Here is a 15,921-nt window from a genome sequence, read left to right on the forward strand (position 1 = left end):
TCGAGGCAACGATGATCCGGAAATCGGACATCGCACTTGTGACGTATTCCAAGCGGCCCTCAATGTGCCTGTCTGACTGAATAGTTCGAGATATCAAATCATGGTGCGGGGGCGCTCCTGGGATACCGTCGCCGCAGCGTCCGCCGGGTGGTGGCCGTCGGGGAGTGCGTGAGCAGGGGGAGTGATGGCGAGGGTGACCGACCGGCGCGTGTCGACACACGACGGAGTCCGCAGACGCACGGTGTCGTCGCTGGTGAGCGGTGTCGTCGTGGCGCTGCTCGTGGGGCTGGGCGCCACCGTCGTCCCGTCCGCGACCGCGGCACCGACCTCGGCGACCCCCTCTGCGACGACCTCGGCGACGGTGGTCGGCAGTTCCACGGGACCCCATGGTGTCCGGTATCTCCGGGTCCGTTCGGCCGCGATGCGGGCCGACATGCAGGTACGTGTACTGCCGGCCCGCGATCCTGCTGCGCCGCACCCGACGCTCTACCTGCTGAACGGAGCCCAGGGCGGCTTCAACGACAGCAGCTGGTTCGACCAGACCGACATCGTCGACTTCTTCGCCGACAAGAACGTCACCGTGGTCGTCCCCATGGGCGGTACCGCCAGCTACTTCGCCGACTGGATCCGTGACGACCCGGTGCTCGGACACCAGAAGTGGGCCACCTACCTCACCCGCGAGCTGCCGCCCCTCATGGACTCGACGTTCGGGGGCAACGGCCGCAACGCGCTCGCCGGCATCTCCATGGCCGGTACCTCCGTGCTGCAACTCGCCGAGCAGAACCCCGGTCTCTATCGGGCGGTCGGTGCCTACAGCGGCTGCGCGATGACCGCCGACCCGATGGGTCAGGCCTACGTCCGTCTCACCGTCGCCCGTGGCGGTGGCAACGCCGACAACCTCTGGGGCGTGGCGAGCGATCCGCGCTGGCGGGAGAACGACCCGTACATCAACGCCGAACGACTGCGCGGCACATCGCTGTTCATCTCTGCGAGCACCGGACAGCCCGGACAGTACGACACCATCTCCGGGCCGGGGATCGACGGCAACATCGGCGAACTCGTCTCCCGGATCGGCGTCGGCGCAGTGATCGAGACCGCCGTCCGGCGTTGCACCGTCGCGCTGAGATCGCGACTGACCTCCCTCGACATCCCCGCGACGTTCCGTCTCCCGCCCGCCGGGACCCACAGCTGGCCGTATTGGCAGGACAGCCTGCACGCCTCCTGGCCCCAGTTCGCCCGCGCGCTGGACGACTGACGGCGCGACGCCCGGGCCGTCGAGATGGTCGGGGTTGTGCACAAGAAGCTGGTGGTGCACAGAACGGCGGTGATCGGGCGTCGTGGCGACCGGGGCGGTCGGGTGCGGCGGTCATGGTTGCCCCGTGGCAACGCAGAGCAGACAACCGAACCGACGGCAGCTGATCGGTCGGCGGGGTGAGGACGCTGCGGTCGAGTACCTGACCGTGGCGGGATGGTCGGTACTCGACCGCAATTGGCGGTGCCGTCACGGCGAGATCGATGTGGTGGCCGTCGATCCGACCGATGTCGACGGCGAATCGCTGGTGATCGTCGAGGTCAAGACGCGCACCGGTTCGATGTTCGGGGACCCGGCTGCGGCGGTGACCGCGGAGAAGTATCGACGGTTGCGACGGCTGGCCGGTCTGTGGCTCGCCGAGTCCGAGAAACACTGGCCGATCATCCGGTTCGACGTCGTCGCGGTGCACATCGATGTCGCCGGGGTGTGCACCGTGTCGCATCTGCGCGGTGTCTTCTGATGGCGCGGGGGTTCTGATGTCGCTGGGTCGAGCCCGTTCGGCGGCGGTGGCCGGTGTCGAGGGTCAGATGGTCGAGATCGAGGCGTTCATCGGTCAGGGACTGCCCGGTGTGCAGCTCGTCGGCCTGGCTGACGCGTCGCTGCGGGAGTCGAAAGACCGTGTGCGGGCGGCGATCACCAACAGCGATCGCAAGTGGCCCGATGGGCGGATCACGCTGAACCTTTCTCCGGCGACGGTGCCCAAGGGGGGTTCCAATCACGATGTGGCGATCGCGCTGGCGGTGCTCGCGGCCAAGGATCTGGTGGCGACCCATCACCTCGACGACACGGTGTTCATCGGTGAGTTGGCACTCGACGGCCGCATCCGTGGGGTCCGTGGGGTGTTGCCGTCGGTGGTGGCCGCGCGGGCGGCCGGTTTCGCGCGAGTGGTGGTGCCACTGGTCAACGTGGCCGAGGCGGCGCTGGTGCCCGGTGTCGAGGTGGGTGGGGCGAGCACCCTGCGTGAGGTGATCGCGTGGTTGGCCGGCGAGCGGGTCCTGGACACGGTGTGTGAGGTCGGTGTGGTCGCGGCGTCGCCCGCGGTTCCCGACCTGGCCGATGTGGTGGGTCAGGCCGAGGCGCGCTACGCCCTCGAGATCGCCGCCGCGGGTGCCCATCACCTGTTCATGACCGGCCCGCCCGGGATCGGCAAGACGATGCTCGCCCGACGGTTGCCGGGCATCCTGCCCGCACTCAGTGAGACCGAGCAGTTGGAGGTGACCGCGATCCACTCGATTGCCGGGACGCTGCCGGCGGGTCGGCCGCTGATCACCGAGCCCCCGTTCATCGCCCCGCACCACTCGACGTCGCAGACCGCGCTGGTGGGCGGCGGGACCGGGATGGCCAAACCGGGCGCGGTGTCGCGGGCGCACCGGGGCGTGTTGTTCCTCGACGAATGCGCCGAACTCGGCGTCAAGGCACTGGAATCGCTGCGGACACCTCTCGAGGACGGCGAGACCCGCGTGATGCGTCGCGACGGTGTCGCGGTGATGCCTGCGCGGTTCCAACTCATCCTCTCGGCGAACCCCTGTCCGTGCGCCCCGGCCTCCGACATCGACTGCGTCTGCTCGGCCCAGGTCCGGCGACGCTACCTGGGAAAGCTCTCCGGGCCCCTGATGGATCGGGTCGACATCCGCGTCCGGATGGACCCGCCGGGCAACACCGCGCTCATGAACCCGACCGGTGAGTGCAGCGCCGATGTGCGCGCCCGGGTGTCGGCGGCCCGCGCGACGGCTCGCGCACGGTGGTCCGAGCACGGATGGCAGACCAACAGCGAGGTGCCCGGTTCCGCACTACGGCAACGGTTTCGGCTCACGAACGCGGCCATCCGGCCGATCGAGCTGTTCCTGCGCGACGGCCGGGTCACCGCGCGAGGTGCGGACAGGGCGTTACGACTTGCATGGACACTCGCCGACCTCGGCGGGCTCCCACAACCCACGGAAGACGAGGTGGCACAGGCATTGTTGTTCCGGGACAGGGGATACGCGTGAGCGACGACGGCGCCGGGGTCGACACCGACATGCATCCCCGTCCCGCGACGGTGATGGCCCCGACCGATCCGCACGACGTGACGCCCACGGTCATCGACTCCCGGGAGCGGCGCGCGTGGGCGTATCTCGCCGCGGTGGCCGAGCCGCCGGCGGCGTCGATCGCGCGGCTCGTCGACGCGGTCGGGGTGCGCGACGCCGCCCAGGCGGTGCGTTCGCGACGCTTTCCCGACGGACACCAGGCTGTGGCACGGTCGACGGCGTCGCGTCACCACCTCGTCGACCCCGATCAGGACCTCCTCGTCGTCGACCGGCTCGGTGGTCGACTGATCACCGCCGACGACGAGGACTGGCCGGCGTGGGCGCTGCACGGACTGAGCACAGCCGAGACCTCGGCGCGTGGTGGCCCTCCGCTGGCGCTGTGGACACGGGGCCCGGGGTCGATCGAGGGTGCAACCGAACGCGCAGTCGCCCTGGTGGGTTCGCGCGCCGCCACCGGCTACGGCACCCGCATGACCGCGGTCCTCACCAACGGTCTCGTCGACCGCGGGCGCTGCGTCATCTCCGGCGGCGCCTACGGCATCGACGGCGCCGCGCACCGCGCCGCACTGGCCGCCGGTGGGGACACCATGGCGGTGATGGCCTGCGGCCTCGACATCGACTACCCGACCGATCACGGGCTGTTGTTCGACGAGATCGCCCGCGTCGGGACCATCGTGACCGAGTACCCGCCGGGGATGACGGCGTCGCGGCACCGGTTCCTCGCCCGCAATCGGCTCGTCGCAGCGCTGTCGAAGGCGGTCGTGGTCGTCGAGGCGGGCCATCGCAGCGGCGCGAAGAACACCGCCGCCTGGGCTCGTCGGCTCGGTGTCCCCCTGGGAGCGGTGCCGGGCCCGGCGACCTCGGCGATGTCGGTGGGGTGTCACGCGTTGATCAGCGATGGCGACGCCGTGCTCGTCGGGGACGTCGCGGGTCTGGAGCGACTGGTCGCGCCGGACGGGTCGGACGCGTTGTCGTCGACGCCCGCCGAGCGCGGCGAGACCGACCCGTTCGAGGCGCGTGTGGCGGCGGCGTTGGGGACACGGGGCGGGGTCACCCCTGCCGAGATCGCGCGTGCCTGCGATGCCGACATCGGTCGCGTGCGATCGACCCTGGCGCGGATGGAGGTCCACGGCCGCGCGCTCTCGGACGGCGCCACGTGGGGTCCGCCGCCCCGATGACGTGCGGGTGGCATGGACACCGTCGGATGTCGGGCGGCGGCGATAGGCTCGGACACCGGACCGACGATCTCTCGTGGAGGGCAGAGCCATCGAGCCTCAGCCGTTGCCCGCCTCGAACCACGAGGCGTTCGAGCTGTTCCTGCGCGAGAGCGACCGCGGTGTCCTCACGCGCGCAGAGGCGACCGAGGCCGTCGCCGCCCTCACGTCGATCGCCACGGGATCGAGTCCGACCCTGCTCCCCGAAGCCGACCGCGCTGTCCTCGAACTCGCCGCGCGAGATGCGGTCCTGGCCGTCATCGCCGACGAGATCGTGATCGGCCCCGAGGCCGCGGCCGGAGTCGTCGGCGGGTGTGTGGCGGAGAGCTGTGTCCTCGAGGGCCGGGGGCCGACGCGTCGCATCGTGCGGATGGCGGTCGGGCCGACCGACATCGGCTGGATCGCCTCCACCTTCCGGCACCAGATCGCGACCGCCGGCCTCGCCGACCCGGGTGCGCTGATCGGTCACTTCCTCGTCATCGGCACACCGTCGGGCGAACGCGTGGTGCGCGAGTACGAATCCGGGGTGGCACTGCAGGATGCCTGGATCAACAACATCGCCGTGGCGCGCGCTGCCGACCACCTAGGCTGAGGTATGGCAAACCCGGGTATGCGCATCCTGCTGATCGGCGCCGGTGGAGTGGGTGACGCGCTCGCGAAGATCGCGGCCCGCCGCGACTTCTTCGACCACCTCGTCGTCGCCGACTACGACCTCACGCGCGCGCAGCGCACCGTCGCCGCGATCGCCGACCGTCACGGCGACACCGTCGCAGCACGATTCACCGCTGCGCGGGTCGATGCCTCCGACGCCGACGCGGTGGCCGCACTCGCACGCGAGCACCGGGGCACGCACGTCATGAACGCCGTGGAACCCGCCTTCGTGCCGACCGTGTTCGCTGGCGCCCTGGCCGCGGGCGCCGATTATCTCGACATGGCGCGCGCTGCCGACCACCTAGGCTGAGGTATGGCAAACCCGGGTATGCGCATCCTGCTGATCGGCGCCGGTGGAGTGGGTGACGCGCTCGCGAAGATCGCCGCCCGCCGCGACTTCTTCGACCACCTCGTCGTCGCCGACTACGACCTCACACGCGCGCAGCGCACCGTCGCCGCGATCGCCGACCGTCACGGCGACACCGTCGCAGCACGATTCACCGCTGCGCGGATCGATGCCTCCGACGCCGACGCGGTGGCCGCACTCGCGCGCGAGCACCGGGCCACGCACGTCATGAACGCCGTGGAACCCGCCTTCGTGCCGACCGTGTTCGCTGGCGCCCTGGCCGCGGGCGCCGATTATCTCGACATGGCGATGAGCCTCAGCACACCCCACCCGACCGATCCGCACACGCAGACCGGGGTGATGTTGGGGGAGCAGCAGTTCGCCGCGCACGACGAGTGGGTGACCGCCGGCCGACTGGCGCTGGTGGGCATGGGTGTCGAGCCCGGACTGTCCGACGTGTTCGCGCGGTACGCCTGCGACGAACTCTTCGACACCGTCGACGAACTCGGCACCCGCGACGGCGCGAACCTCGTCGTCCGCGACGACAACGGCGACGAGATGTTCGCACCGTCGTTCTCCATCTGGACGACCATCGAGGAATGTCTCAACCCGCCCGTGGTGTGGGAACGCGACCGCGGCTGGTTCACCACGCCGCCGTTCTCCGAACCCGAGACGTTCGTGTTCCCCGAGGGCATCGGACCGGTCGAGTGCGTGAACGTGGAGCACGAGGAGGTGCTCCTCATGCCCCGGTGGCTCGACGCGCGCCGCGTCACCTTCAAATACGGGCTCGGCGCCGAGTTCATCGGTGTGCTGCAGACGCTGCACACCCTCGGACTCGACGCGACCGAACCGATCCGGGTGCGTTCGGCCGATGGCCCGGTGTCGGTGTCGCCGCGCGCCGTGGTGGCCGCAGCGCTTCCCGACCCCGCGACGATCGGTCCGGTGATGACCGGCAAGACCTGCGCAGGTATGTGGGTCACGGGGACGAAAGACGGTGCGGCACGGGAGGTCTACCTCTATCACGTGAGCGACAACGAATGGACGATGCGCGAGTACGGCACCCAGTGCGTCGTCTGGCAGACCGCACTCGGCCCGGTCATCGCGCTCGAACTGCTCGCCACCGGAGCGTGGTCGGGAGTCGGTGTGCTCGGCCCGGAGGCCTTCGAGGCGTCACCGTTCCTGGAGTTGATGGCGCGCCCGGAGTCCGAGGGCGGATACGGCCAACCGTGGGGCATGCGCGAGGGCCCGGGCTGATCGCACCGCCTCCGGCTACTTAGGGTGTCCTAATTTCTGGGTGTAGGCTGACGTCATGGCCAAGCGACTGAACACCATGGAGGTCACCGGTACCGAGTGGATCACCCCGCACATGATGCGGGTCCGCCTCGGTGGACCGGGCTTCTCCGACTTCGCCGCGAGCGACGACACCGACGCGTACGTGAAGATCCTCTTCGGAGCCCCTGGGGTGACCTACCCCGAGCCGTACGACCTCGAGCGCATCCGCGCCGAGTACACCCCCGAGCAGCAACCCGTCCTGCGCACCTACACCGTGCGCTCGGTCGATCCGGAACGCCGCGAGATCGCCATCGACTTCGTGGTCCACGGCACCGAGGGCATCGCCGGGCCCTGGGCCGCGTCCGCGCAGGTCGGCGACGTCGTGCGCTTCCTCGGGCCCGGCAGCGGCTACCGCCCCGACAACGACGCGCCCTGGCACCTCCTCGCCTCCGACGAGGCCGGACTCCCGGCGCTGGCCGCGGCCCTCGAGGCGTTGCCCCCGACCGCGACCGTGCAGGCCTTCATCGAGGTCGCCGGGCCCGAGGACGAGATCACGCTCGCCGCGCCCGATGGCGCCCGGATCACCTGGGTCCACCGCGGCGCCGGTTCGGACGCCGCCGGCGACGATGTCGCCGGCGACAACGCGCCACTCATCGGTGCGGTCCGCGACGCACCGTGGCTCGACGGCGAGCCGCACGTCTTCATCCACGGCGAGGCGCAGGCGGTCATGCACAACCTGCGGCGTTACATCCGCACCGAGCGCGGGGTCTCGGCGCGACGCGCCTCGGTCTCGGGCTACTGGCGGCGAGGGCGTACCGAGGAGGGCTTCCGGGCCTGGAAGGCCGAGCTGCGGGCAGCTGAAGAGGGTGCGGCCGTCGGCTCCTGATCGGTCATCGGCCCCACGGTCGTCGGCGGGGGAACACTTTGATCACGACGAGCGTGTCGGGAACAGGGTGCGCCACGTGAGCGGTGTTGGGTTGGCTACGTGAGCACCTCCTCGACACGACTCGGTGAGTTCGAGTCGTTCCTGCGCTACGAACGGGGCAGCAGCGAACACACCATCCGCGCGTACGTCGGCGACGTCCGGGCGCTGGTCACCTTCGCCGGCGCACGACGGCTGTCCATCGCCGAGATCGACCTCGCGGTGCTGCGGGCCTGGTTGGCCGAGTCGACACGACGTGGTGCCGCCCGCACCACCATCGCGCGACAGGTGTCCTCGGTGAAGACCTTCTGTACCTGGGCCGCCCGCGAGGGCGTGATGCCCCACGACGCCGCCACGCGACTGCAGGCTCCCCGTGCGCACCGCACCCTGCCCGCGGTGCTCTCGCCGGACCAGGCGCGCAGCGTGATGACCGGCCCGGCCCGGCCCGACACCGCCCCGCCCGAGACCGATGTGACGGCCGGTGTGTCGGCGGGCCGGTCCGCACAGACCCCGATCATGCTGCGCGACAGAGCGATCCTCGAGATCCTCTACGCCACCGGTATCCGGGTCGGCGAGCTCTGCGGACTCGATCTCGACGACGTCGACGACGGCCGTCGTGTGGTGCGGGTGATCGGCAAGGGCGACAATCAACGCACGGTGCCGTACGGCGCACCTGCCGGGGCTGCCCTCGATGCCTGGCGCGCACGCGGCCGCCCTCTGCTGGCGGGCCCGACGTCGGGAACGGCGCTGTTGCTCGGCGCGAAGGGCGGGAGACTCGACCCGAGGATGGCTCGCTCCGTCGTCCACGCGGCCACGCGTGCCGTCGAGGGTGCGCCCGAGATCGGCCCGCACGGTCTGCGTCACTCGGCGGCGACGCACCTGCTCGAGGGCGGCGCCGACCTGCGCGTCGTGCAGGAACTGCTGGGCCACTCCTCGTTGGCGACCACGCAGCTCTACACCCACGTCGGCGTCGAGCGTCTGCGTGCGGTCCACCGTCAGGCTCATCCCCGGGCCTGAACGCCGACCGGTCCAGGGGCACCGGCGGCACCGACGGGTTTGAGTCGCACACGGACCGCACCGAGCAGGGCCAACGGATTGAGGTAGCGGGCCGCCGACCCCGCACCGCGCCGTGCACCCCAGTGCAGGCACGCCGACACGCAGCCGGGATGCACGCCCTCGACGGTGCCCAACAGCGAGCCCCGCACGACCGTCATCCCCACCGAGACCGTCGCGGTCACCGGCTCATAGGTTGTGAGCACGCCGTCGGGATGCATCACCGACACCACGGGTTTCTCGGCGACCACACCCGCGAAATGCACCACGCCCGATCCGGCCGAGAAGACCGGCGCACCGGTCGCAGCGGCCAGATCGACCCCGCGATGACCCGCCAGCCAGCTTTTCGCCGGGGGATCGAAACCCCGGACCACCTCCGGGCGCGGACTCAGCGGCCAGCCGTATCCGCCCGGGGTGAGTCCCTCGGCCCTCGAGGCCCCGGGCACGGCGACGATCGCGACGAGGAGCACCGCGATGAGAGCCACCAGCGTCAGCGCCGACCTCAGCAACTCCGTCGGACACCTCCCGTCCGACCACGACGACCTCGGTCGCCGCGACGAGACGAGCACAGATGCCGCCGACCCCTCGTGCCGTATCGACGACCCACCCGGTTCGGGGCGGTTCGCGACCGGGTCCTCACCGGCGACATCTGTGCTCACACCGGTTCAGACGGTGGCCGTCGACCTGCGGTTCCATCGGGGGACCAGCGATTTCGTGGGCGGGGCGGCCCGTGCGTACACTGAACGACGCACTTCGTCCATCCGGACGGGGTGACTTCGCACGCCTGCGCAACCCGGGTGGCACCTCGCACATGCGGGGCTCGTGCCCGGAACACCTCCGAACAGGCAGTCCGGCGGACCCTCGAGTCCGCACGGTTCTGATCGGACCCAGGCGTCAGGGTCGGGCGCACGACGCTCCCGACGACCAACTGCACACGGAAGAAGAACACACACATGGCTGTAGTGACCATGAAGCAGCTGCTCGACAGCGGCGCTCATTTCGGGCACCAGACCCGTCGTTGGAATCCCAAGATGAAGCGATTCATCTTCACCGATCGCAACGGCATCTACATCATCGATCTGCAGCAGACGCTGACCTACATCGACAAGGCCTACGAGTTCGTCAAGGAGACCGTCGCCCACGGCGGCACCGTCCTCTTCGTCGGCACCAAGAAGCAGGCCCAGGAGTCGATCGCCGCAGAGGCGACCCGCGTCGGCATGCCCTACGTGAACCAGCGCTGGCTCGGTGGCATGCTCACCAACTTCTCCACCGTCCACAAGCGTCTCCTGCGCCTCAAGGAGCTCGAGACGATGGAGCAGACCGGCGGTTTCGAGGGTCGCACCAAGAAGGAAATCCTCATGCTCACGCGTGAGATGACCAAGCTCGACCGCACCCTCGGCGGTATCCGCGACATGGCCCGCGTGCCCTCGGCCGTGTGGATCGTGGACACCAACAAGGAGCACATCGCCGTCGGCGAGGCACGCAAGCTGAACATCCCGGTCATCGCGATCCTCGACACCAACTGCGATCCCGACCTGGTCGACTACCCGATCCCGGGTAACGACGACGCCATCCGCAGCGCCGCCCTGCTGACCCGCGTGGTCGCCTCGGGCGTCGCCGAGGGTCTTCAGGCGCGTGCCGGCCAGAACGCCGGCGACACCAAGCCCGAGTCCGGAGCGGGCGAGCCGCTCGCCGAGTGGGAGCAGGAACTGCTCACCCAGGCGACGACCCCCGCAGCAGGCACCGAGGCACCGGCCACCGAGGCGACCGCCCCGGCGACCACGACCGAGGCAGCGCCCGCGGCCGCCGACGAGGCGCCCGCACAGGCCTGACCGATCGAGCCTTCGGGCTCGAGCGACGACGAGGGCGTCGGGCCATCAGGCCCGGCGCCCGAATCGCGTCTGACACCGTCGGCGTCACACGACGTCGACACCACACGACGCGACGACGCGCCTCATGAGCGTGGGCGTCGCGACACCGATGAAGGAGGCTCGCCGCACATGGCGAACTACACCGCTGCCGACGTCAAGCGGCTCCGCGAGCTCACGGGCTCGGGAATGCTCGACTGCAAGAACGCCCTGGCCGACAACGACGGCGACTTCGACAAGGCCGTCGAACAGCTCCGCATCAAGGGCGCGAAGGACGTCGGCAAGCGTGCCGAGCGGTCCACCGCCGAAGGCCTCGTCGCCACCCGCGACGGCGTCATGATCGAGATCAACTGTGAGACCGACTTCGTGGCGAAGAACGACGAGTTCCAGAAGCTCGCCGACGCCGTCGTCACCGCGGCCGCCGAGCAGAAGGCGACCGATCTGGAGTCGCTCGGTGCCGCGACGCTGGGCGACCAGACCGTCACCGAGGCCGTGGCCGCATTGTCGGCGAAGATCGGCGAGAAGCTCGAGCTGCGTCGCGTCGTCTCCTACGACGGCCCCGTCGCGAGCTACCTCCACAAGCGCGCCTCGGATCTGCCGCCGGCCGTCGGCGTCCTCGTGCAGTACTCCGGTGACGGCGCGGAGGCGGCCGAGGCCGCACGCGGTGCCGCCATGCAGGTCGCCGCACTGAAGGCCCGCTACGCCACCCGCGACGAGGTCCCCGCCGACATCGTCGAGAACGAGCGGTCCATCGCCGAGAAGACCGCCCGCGAGGAGGGCAAGCCCGAGCAGGCGCTGCCCAAGATCGTCGAGGGTCGCGTGAACGGCTTCTACAAGGACGTCGTCCTCATCGACCAGTCGTCGGTGCAGGACTCGAAGAAGACGGTCAAGGCCGTCCTCGACGAGGCCGGCGTCACCGTGACCGCGTTCTCGCGCTTCGAGGTCGGCCAGGCCTGACCGACCCGACCTGATCCACGACAGGCCCCGGTGAGCACCGCGCTCACCGGGGCCTGTCGTGTACGCATAGGATCACTACCGACAACCGGTCTTCTCCGACGCTGCCGCGGTGGCCCGGATCGCCCGTCCGGTGAGCGCTGAACGGAAGGCATGATGTGACCGATATCGACGGGGGAACGATCGACGGGGGAGCGCGCCCCGGTTTCCGTCGGGTGGTCCTCAAACTCGGCGGCGAGATGTTCGGCGGCGGCAAGGTCGGGCTCGATCCCGACGTGGTCTCCACCGTCGCCGCCCAGATCTCCGAGGTGGTGCGCAGCGGCGTACAGGTCGCGGTCGTCATCGGCGGCGGCAACTTCTTCCGCGGTGCCGAACTCCAGCAGCGAGGGCTCGAGCGCAGTCGCTCGGACTACATGGGCATGCTCGGTACCGTCATGAACAGCCTTGCGCTGCAGGACTTCCTGGAGAAGTCGGGCGTGGTCACCCGGGTGCAGACCGCGATCACCATGGGCCAGGTCGCCGAGCCCTACATCCCGCTGCGTGCCCAGCGCCACCTCGAGAAGGGCCGCGTGGTCATCTTCGGCGCAGGCATGGGCATGCCGTATTTCTCGACCGACACCACCGCCGCGCAGCGCGCGCTCGAGATCAAGGCCGAGGTCGTGCTGATGGCCAAGGCGGTCGACGGTGTGTACTCCGACGACCCGCGCACGAACCCCGACGCGACGCTCTACAGCGAGATCAGCCACCGCGAGGTCATCGAGAAGGGGCTCGCCGTCGCCGACTCCACCGCGTTCAGCCTCTGCATGGACAACAAGATGCCGATGCTCGTGTTCAACCTGCTGCGCGAGGGGAACATCGCGCGTGCGGTGGCGGGTGAGAAGATCGGAACCCTGGTCACCACGTGATCACCACCAGTCACAGCAGCACGAATCGCGTGACCCGCAGCGAGCACACAACGGAGGCGAAACCGTGATCGACGAAGCACTCTTCGATGCCGAGGAGAAGATGGAGAAAGCCGTCGGTGTGGCCAAGGACGACATGGGGTCGATCCGAACCGGACGAGCGAACCCGTCGATGTTCAACCGCATCGTCATCGACTACTACGGCGCGATGACACCGATCACGCAGGTCTCGTCGATCACCGCCCCTGAGGCGCGGATGATCATCATCAAGCCCTACGAGGCGTCATCGCTCAACGCGATCGAGACCGCCATCCGCAACTCCGACCTCGGCGTGAACCCCACCAACGACGGCAACATCATCCGAGTGGCGATCCCGCAGCTGACCGAGGAGCGTCGCCGCGAGCTGGTGAAGCAGGTGAAGTCGAAGGGTGAGGACGCGAAGATCTCCATCCGCAACGTCCGCCGCAAGGCCGCCGACGAGCTCAAGCGGATCCAGAAGGACGGCGAGGCCGGCGAGGACGAGGTCAACCGGGCCGAGAAGGACCTCGACAAGACCACAGCCGGTTACGTCGCCCAGGTGGACGACCTGGTGACGCGCAAAGAGGGCGAACTGCTGGAGGTGTGAGGCCCTCCGACGGGAACCGGCGTCCCCGGTGACCGCGACGAACGGCGATCAGCTCCGGCGGCGCCACCGAACGACAGACAAGGACTGGGTGTGAGTGAAGCGAGGCCGACGGCCGCCCCAGATCCGTCCCACCCGGACCCGTCCTCCTCCGATCCCTCCGCGTCCGAGGCGCCGCAGAAGAAGTCCCGGGCCGGTCGCGATCTGCCCGCGGCCTTCGCCGTCGGCGGCGGTCTCGGCGTCGGCGTCATCCTGATCCTCGTCTTCGCGCCGCTGGTGTGGATCCCGGTGGTGGCGGTGTCCATCGCGGTCGCGACCTGGGAGGTGGCCAAGCGGGTCCGCGCCGGTGGCTACGACGTCGGGATCGTCCCGCTCATCGGCGGCGGCCAGGCGATCATGTGGACTGCGTGGCCTTTCGGCGCGACCGGTGCGCTCGTGTCGTTCGTGGCGACCGTCCTCGTCGCGATGATCTGGAAGTTGCTGTCGCAGGGGCGCACCACGGCGCCGGTCAACTATCTGCGCGATCTCGCCGTCACGGTGCTGATCCTCGCGTGGTTGCCGCTGCTCGCGTCGTTCGCCGTCGCGATGGTGCTGCAGAGTCACGGGTGGGCGCGCGTGCTGACGCTCATGATCGTGGTCGTCTGCTCCGACGTGGGCGGCTACACCGCCGGCGTCCTGTTCGGCAAACACCCGATGGTGCCCGCCATCTCGCCCAAGAAATCGTGGGAGGGCATGGCGGGGTCGTTGGTCTTCGGCACGGTGGGCGCGGTACTCGTCGTCACCTACCTCGTCGACGCCCACTGGTGGATCGGCCTGATCCTCGGGCCGGTGCTGGTGGTGTGCGCCACCCTCGGCGACCTCGTCGAGTCACAGGTCAAGCGCGATCTCGGCATCAAGGACATGGGCACCCTGCTCCCGGGCCACGGCGGCATCATGGACCGACTCGACTCGATCCTGCCGTCGGCGTTCGTCGTGTGGGCCATCCTCGGCGCCCTGCTCTGACCCGGGCCTCGGCGGACACCGACCGCCGCACGCCGCGCCCGAGGGACGCGACGCGCGACGTCGACATCAGGCCTTGCGCACCGCGCGGCGTACCTGGAACATCCGCGCACCGCCGACGACCGCGGTGATCAGCGCGCCGGCGATCGCGGCGATCAACAGGCTGACGCCCTGCGGCAGGTTGACCTCCCAGAAGAAGAGCTGGATGGCCTGCTTGTCGAGGTTCTGGACGATGAAGACCAGCAGCAGGATCAGGACGATCGCGCCGACGATGAGGCCGACCCACGCGGACTTGGTCCGGGTGTGCCGCACCTCGCTGAGGGCCTGCTTCACGGAGTCCTGATGGGCGGGTCCGGAGGTGTCGTCGACCGGGGGGAGATCCGATGCGGACTTGTGGGGATCGGCCGGGGTCGGCTCGTTGTATGTCATTCCCACATCATCCCTCGTCGGACACCCGCGACGCGACAGGTCCGGTGCGACAGGCGGGCGACGCGTCCCGATTGGATTTCCATCCCGAACTGCGAGAACGTTGACCCATGCCCGGTCTCGACCTCCCGTTGGTCTTCGACGCCCCCAAGCGGGGACGTCCGCCCACGCATCTGGCCGATCTGGACCGTGCGCAGCGCACCGAGGCCGTCACGAAGCTCGGACTGCCGGGGTTCCGTGCCGACCAGCTCGCCCGCCAGTACTACGGACGTCTCGAGGCCGATCCGGAGGCGATGACCGATCTCCCCGCCGCGGTTCGGACCGCGGTCGGCGCGGCGTTGTTCCCGACGTTGATGACCCCGGTCCGACACATCTCGTGCGACGACGGCACCACACGGAAGACGCTGTGGCGCCTCCACGACGGCACGATGCTCGAGTCGGTGCTCATGGGTTACTCCGACCGCACCACGGTGTGCGTGTCGTCGCAGGCGGGCTGCGGCATGGCCTGCCCGTTCTGCGCGACCGGCCAGGGCGGTCTCGACCGCAACCTGTCGACCGCCGAGATCGTCGACCAGGTCCGCGCGGCGGCGCGAGCGGTTGCCGAAGGTGAGCTGTCCGGCGGCGCGCCGAACACCCGCCGACTGTCGAACGTGGTGTTCATGGGTATGGGCGAACCGCTCGCGAACTACAACCGGGTCCGGGACGCGGTGTCGCGCATCATCTCCCCGGCGCCCGAGGGGCTCGGCATCTCGCAGCGATCGGTCACCGTCTCGACGGTGGGTCTCGCGCCGGCGATCCGGCGGCTGGCCGACGAGGGGTGGCAGGTGCGTCTCGCGGTGTCGCTGCACACCCCCGACGACGAACTCCGCGACACGCTCGTCCCCGTCAACAACCGGTGGTCGGTCGACGAGGTCCTCTCGGCCGCACGGTATTACGCCGACACCTCCGGTCGCCGCGTGTCGATCGAGTACGCCCTCATCAAGGACGTCAACGATCAACCGTGGCGCGCCGACCTGTTGGCGAAACGACTACGCAAGCACCTCGGCCAGCTGGTGCACGTGAACGTCATCCCGCTCAACCCGACACCGGGCAGCGCATGGGATGCCGCACCCAAGTCGGTCGAGCGCGAGTTCGTGCGGCGGGTCGTGGCCGGGGGAGTGGCGTGCACCGTCCGCGACACCCGCGGACAGGAGATCGCCGCCGCCTGCGGGCAGCTGGCGGCCGAGGGCTAGATGTGATGTCCAGGGAGGTTGGTCAGTCGGGTGACTGGTGGCTGACCTCCGGTGGCGGAGTGGGCTCGGTGGTGATTGTAGAAGTGCAGCCAGCCCGGGAGCGCATGGTCGCGTTGTCCGG

Annotated in this window: 16 protein-coding genes and 2 pseudogenes; 15 read left to right on the forward strand and 3 right to left on the reverse strand. The window is 69.6% G+C overall.

Features of this window, described 5'->3' with window-relative positions; all coding sequences use genetic code 11:
- The first annotated feature begins 208 nt into the window (after window positions 1-208).
- The 9 genes and pseudogenes from TU34_RS08435 (at window position 209) to TU34_RS08475 (ending at window position 8,761) form a co-directional block, all read left to right on the forward strand.
- Entirely contained in the window at window positions 209-1,255 is a 1,047-nt protein-coding gene (locus TU34_RS08435) for an alpha/beta hydrolase (RefSeq protein WP_045822452.1), read from the forward strand.
- A 124-nt stretch (window positions 1,256-1,379) separates the two neighbouring features.
- Window positions 1,380-1,772 carry a YraN family protein gene (locus TU34_RS08440; RefSeq protein ID WP_082080034.1) on the forward strand — a complete coding sequence of 131 codons (393 nt, stop codon included), beginning with the start codon at window positions 1,380-1,382 and terminating at the stop codon, window positions 1,770-1,772.
- Between the two features lie 16 nt (window positions 1,773-1,788).
- Window positions 1,789-3,300, forward strand: a complete 1,512-nt coding sequence (locus TU34_RS08445; RefSeq protein ID WP_045822429.1) for a YifB family Mg chelatase-like AAA ATPase — start codon at window positions 1,789-1,791, stop codon at window positions 3,298-3,300.
- Entirely contained in the window at window positions 3,297-4,517 is a 1,221-nt protein-coding gene (gene dprA / locus TU34_RS08450; RefSeq protein WP_420835167.1) for a DNA-processing protein DprA, read from the forward strand. The genes TU34_RS08445 and dprA overlap by 4 nt, the downstream gene beginning before the upstream one ends.
- A 103-nt stretch (window positions 4,518-4,620) precedes the next feature.
- On the forward strand, window positions 4,621-5,145 hold the full coding sequence (locus TU34_RS08455) for a hypothetical protein (protein ID WP_150116454.1): 525 nt from the start codon (window positions 4,621-4,623) through the stop codon (window positions 5,143-5,145).
- A gap of 18 nt (window positions 5,146-5,163) precedes the next feature.
- Window positions 5,164-5,505: pseudogene (locus TU34_RS08460) on the forward strand (saccharopine dehydrogenase NADP-binding domain-containing protein); the annotation flags it as partial.
- A 27-nt stretch (window positions 5,506-5,532) separates the two neighbouring features.
- On the forward strand, window positions 5,533-6,804 hold the full coding sequence (locus TU34_RS08465) for a saccharopine dehydrogenase family protein (protein ID WP_045822432.1): 1,272 nt from the start codon (window positions 5,533-5,535) through the stop codon (window positions 6,802-6,804).
- A gap of 55 nt (window positions 6,805-6,859) precedes the next feature.
- Window positions 6,860-7,708 (forward strand): siderophore-interacting protein, encoded by an 849-nt coding sequence (locus tag TU34_RS08470; RefSeq protein WP_045822433.1) that lies wholly within the window; start codon window positions 6,860-6,862, stop codon window positions 7,706-7,708.
- A 99-nt stretch (window positions 7,709-7,807) separates the two neighbouring features.
- Window positions 7,808-8,761 (forward strand): tyrosine recombinase XerC, encoded by a 954-nt coding sequence (locus tag TU34_RS08475; RefSeq protein WP_045822434.1) that lies wholly within the window; start codon window positions 7,808-7,810, stop codon window positions 8,759-8,761.
- Here TU34_RS08475 and TU34_RS08480 read toward each other — a convergent pair.
- A complete protein-coding gene (locus TU34_RS08480) occupies window positions 8,746-9,456 on the reverse strand; it encodes a M23 family metallopeptidase (RefSeq protein ID WP_420835168.1) in 711 nt (236 codons plus the stop codon). The two genes, TU34_RS08475 and TU34_RS08480, sit on opposite strands and share 16 nt — an antisense overlap.
- 294 nt (window positions 9,457-9,750) lie before the next feature.
- Here TU34_RS08480 and rpsB point away from each other — a divergent pair, with 294 nt between their 5' ends.
- From rpsB to TU34_RS08510, 5 genes are all read left to right on the forward strand, one after another.
- The gene (gene rpsB / locus TU34_RS08490; protein WP_045822437.1) at window positions 9,751-10,629 is read left to right on the forward strand and encodes a 30S ribosomal protein S2; all 879 of its coding nucleotides are present in this window, start codon (window positions 9,751-9,753) and stop codon (window positions 10,627-10,629) included.
- Between the two features lie 168 nt (window positions 10,630-10,797).
- Window positions 10,798-11,622, forward strand: a complete 825-nt coding sequence (gene tsf, locus TU34_RS08495; protein ID WP_045822438.1) for a translation elongation factor Ts — start codon at window positions 10,798-10,800, stop codon at window positions 11,620-11,622.
- A 164-nt stretch (window positions 11,623-11,786) separates the two neighbouring features.
- Window positions 11,787-12,524 (forward strand): UMP kinase, encoded by a 738-nt coding sequence (gene pyrH / locus TU34_RS08500; RefSeq protein WP_082080045.1) that lies wholly within the window; start codon window positions 11,787-11,789, stop codon window positions 12,522-12,524.
- Window positions 12,525-12,588: 64 nt separating this feature from the next.
- On the forward strand, window positions 12,589-13,146 hold the full coding sequence (gene frr, locus TU34_RS08505; protein WP_045822439.1) for a ribosome recycling factor: 558 nt from the start codon (window positions 12,589-12,591) through the stop codon (window positions 13,144-13,146).
- 84 nt (window positions 13,147-13,230) lie between these two features.
- Window positions 13,231-14,145 carry a phosphatidate cytidylyltransferase gene (locus tag TU34_RS08510; protein WP_150116455.1) on the forward strand — a complete coding sequence of 305 codons (915 nt, stop codon included), beginning with the start codon at window positions 13,231-13,233 and terminating at the stop codon, window positions 14,143-14,145.
- 66 nt (window positions 14,146-14,211) lie between these two features.
- Here TU34_RS08510 and TU34_RS08515 read toward each other — a convergent pair whose 3' ends face one another.
- Window positions 14,212-14,571: a LapA family protein gene (locus TU34_RS08515; protein WP_045822441.1), complete on the reverse strand. Its 360-nt coding sequence runs from the start codon at window positions 14,569-14,571 to the stop codon at window positions 14,212-14,214.
- 107 nt (window positions 14,572-14,678) lie between these two features.
- Here TU34_RS08515 and rlmN point away from each other — a divergent pair, with 107 nt between their 5' ends.
- Window positions 14,679-15,800, forward strand: a complete 1,122-nt coding sequence (rlmN, locus tag TU34_RS08520) for a dual-specificity RNA methyltransferase RlmN (RefSeq protein ID WP_045822442.1) — start codon at window positions 14,679-14,681, stop codon at window positions 15,798-15,800.
- On the opposite strand, the pseudogene TU34_RS23515 reads toward rlmN, so the two are convergent.
- A pseudogene (locus TU34_RS23515) lies at window positions 15,797-15,921 on the reverse strand (IS481 family transposase); the annotation flags it as partial. The gene rlmN and the pseudogene TU34_RS23515 sit on opposite strands and share 4 nt — an antisense overlap.

Origin of the sequence: Williamsia herbipolensis (assembly GCF_000964005.1) — a bacterium.
Taxonomy (GTDB): domain Bacteria; phylum Actinomycetota; class Actinomycetes; order Mycobacteriales; family Mycobacteriaceae; genus Williamsia_A; species Williamsia_A herbipolensis.

Bases quoted from the DNA above. Each gene is read 5' to 3' on its own strand.
- TU34_RS08445 (WP_045822429.1), top strand. From the start codon at position 1,789: ATGTCGCTGGGTCGAGCCCGTTCGGCGGCGGTGGCCGGTGTCGAGGGT.
- TU34_RS08465 (WP_045822432.1), top strand. From the start codon at position 5,533: ATGCGCATCCTGCTGATCGGCGCCGGTGGAGTGGGTGACGCGCTCGCG.
- TU34_RS08470 (WP_045822433.1), top strand. From the start codon at position 6,860: ATGGCCAAGCGACTGAACACCATGGAGGTCACCGGTACCGAGTGGATC.
- rpsB (WP_045822437.1), top strand. From the start codon at position 9,751: ATGGCTGTAGTGACCATGAAGCAGCTGCTCGACAGCGGCGCTCATTTC.
- tsf (WP_045822438.1), top strand. From the start codon at position 10,798: ATGGCGAACTACACCGCTGCCGACGTCAAGCGGCTCCGCGAGCTCACG.
- TU34_RS08515 (WP_045822441.1), bottom strand. From the start codon at position 14,571: ATGACATACAACGAGCCGACCCCGGCCGATCCCCACAAGTCCGCATCG.
- rlmN (WP_045822442.1), top strand. From the start codon at position 14,679: ATGCCCGGTCTCGACCTCCCGTTGGTCTTCGACGCCCCCAAGCGGGGA.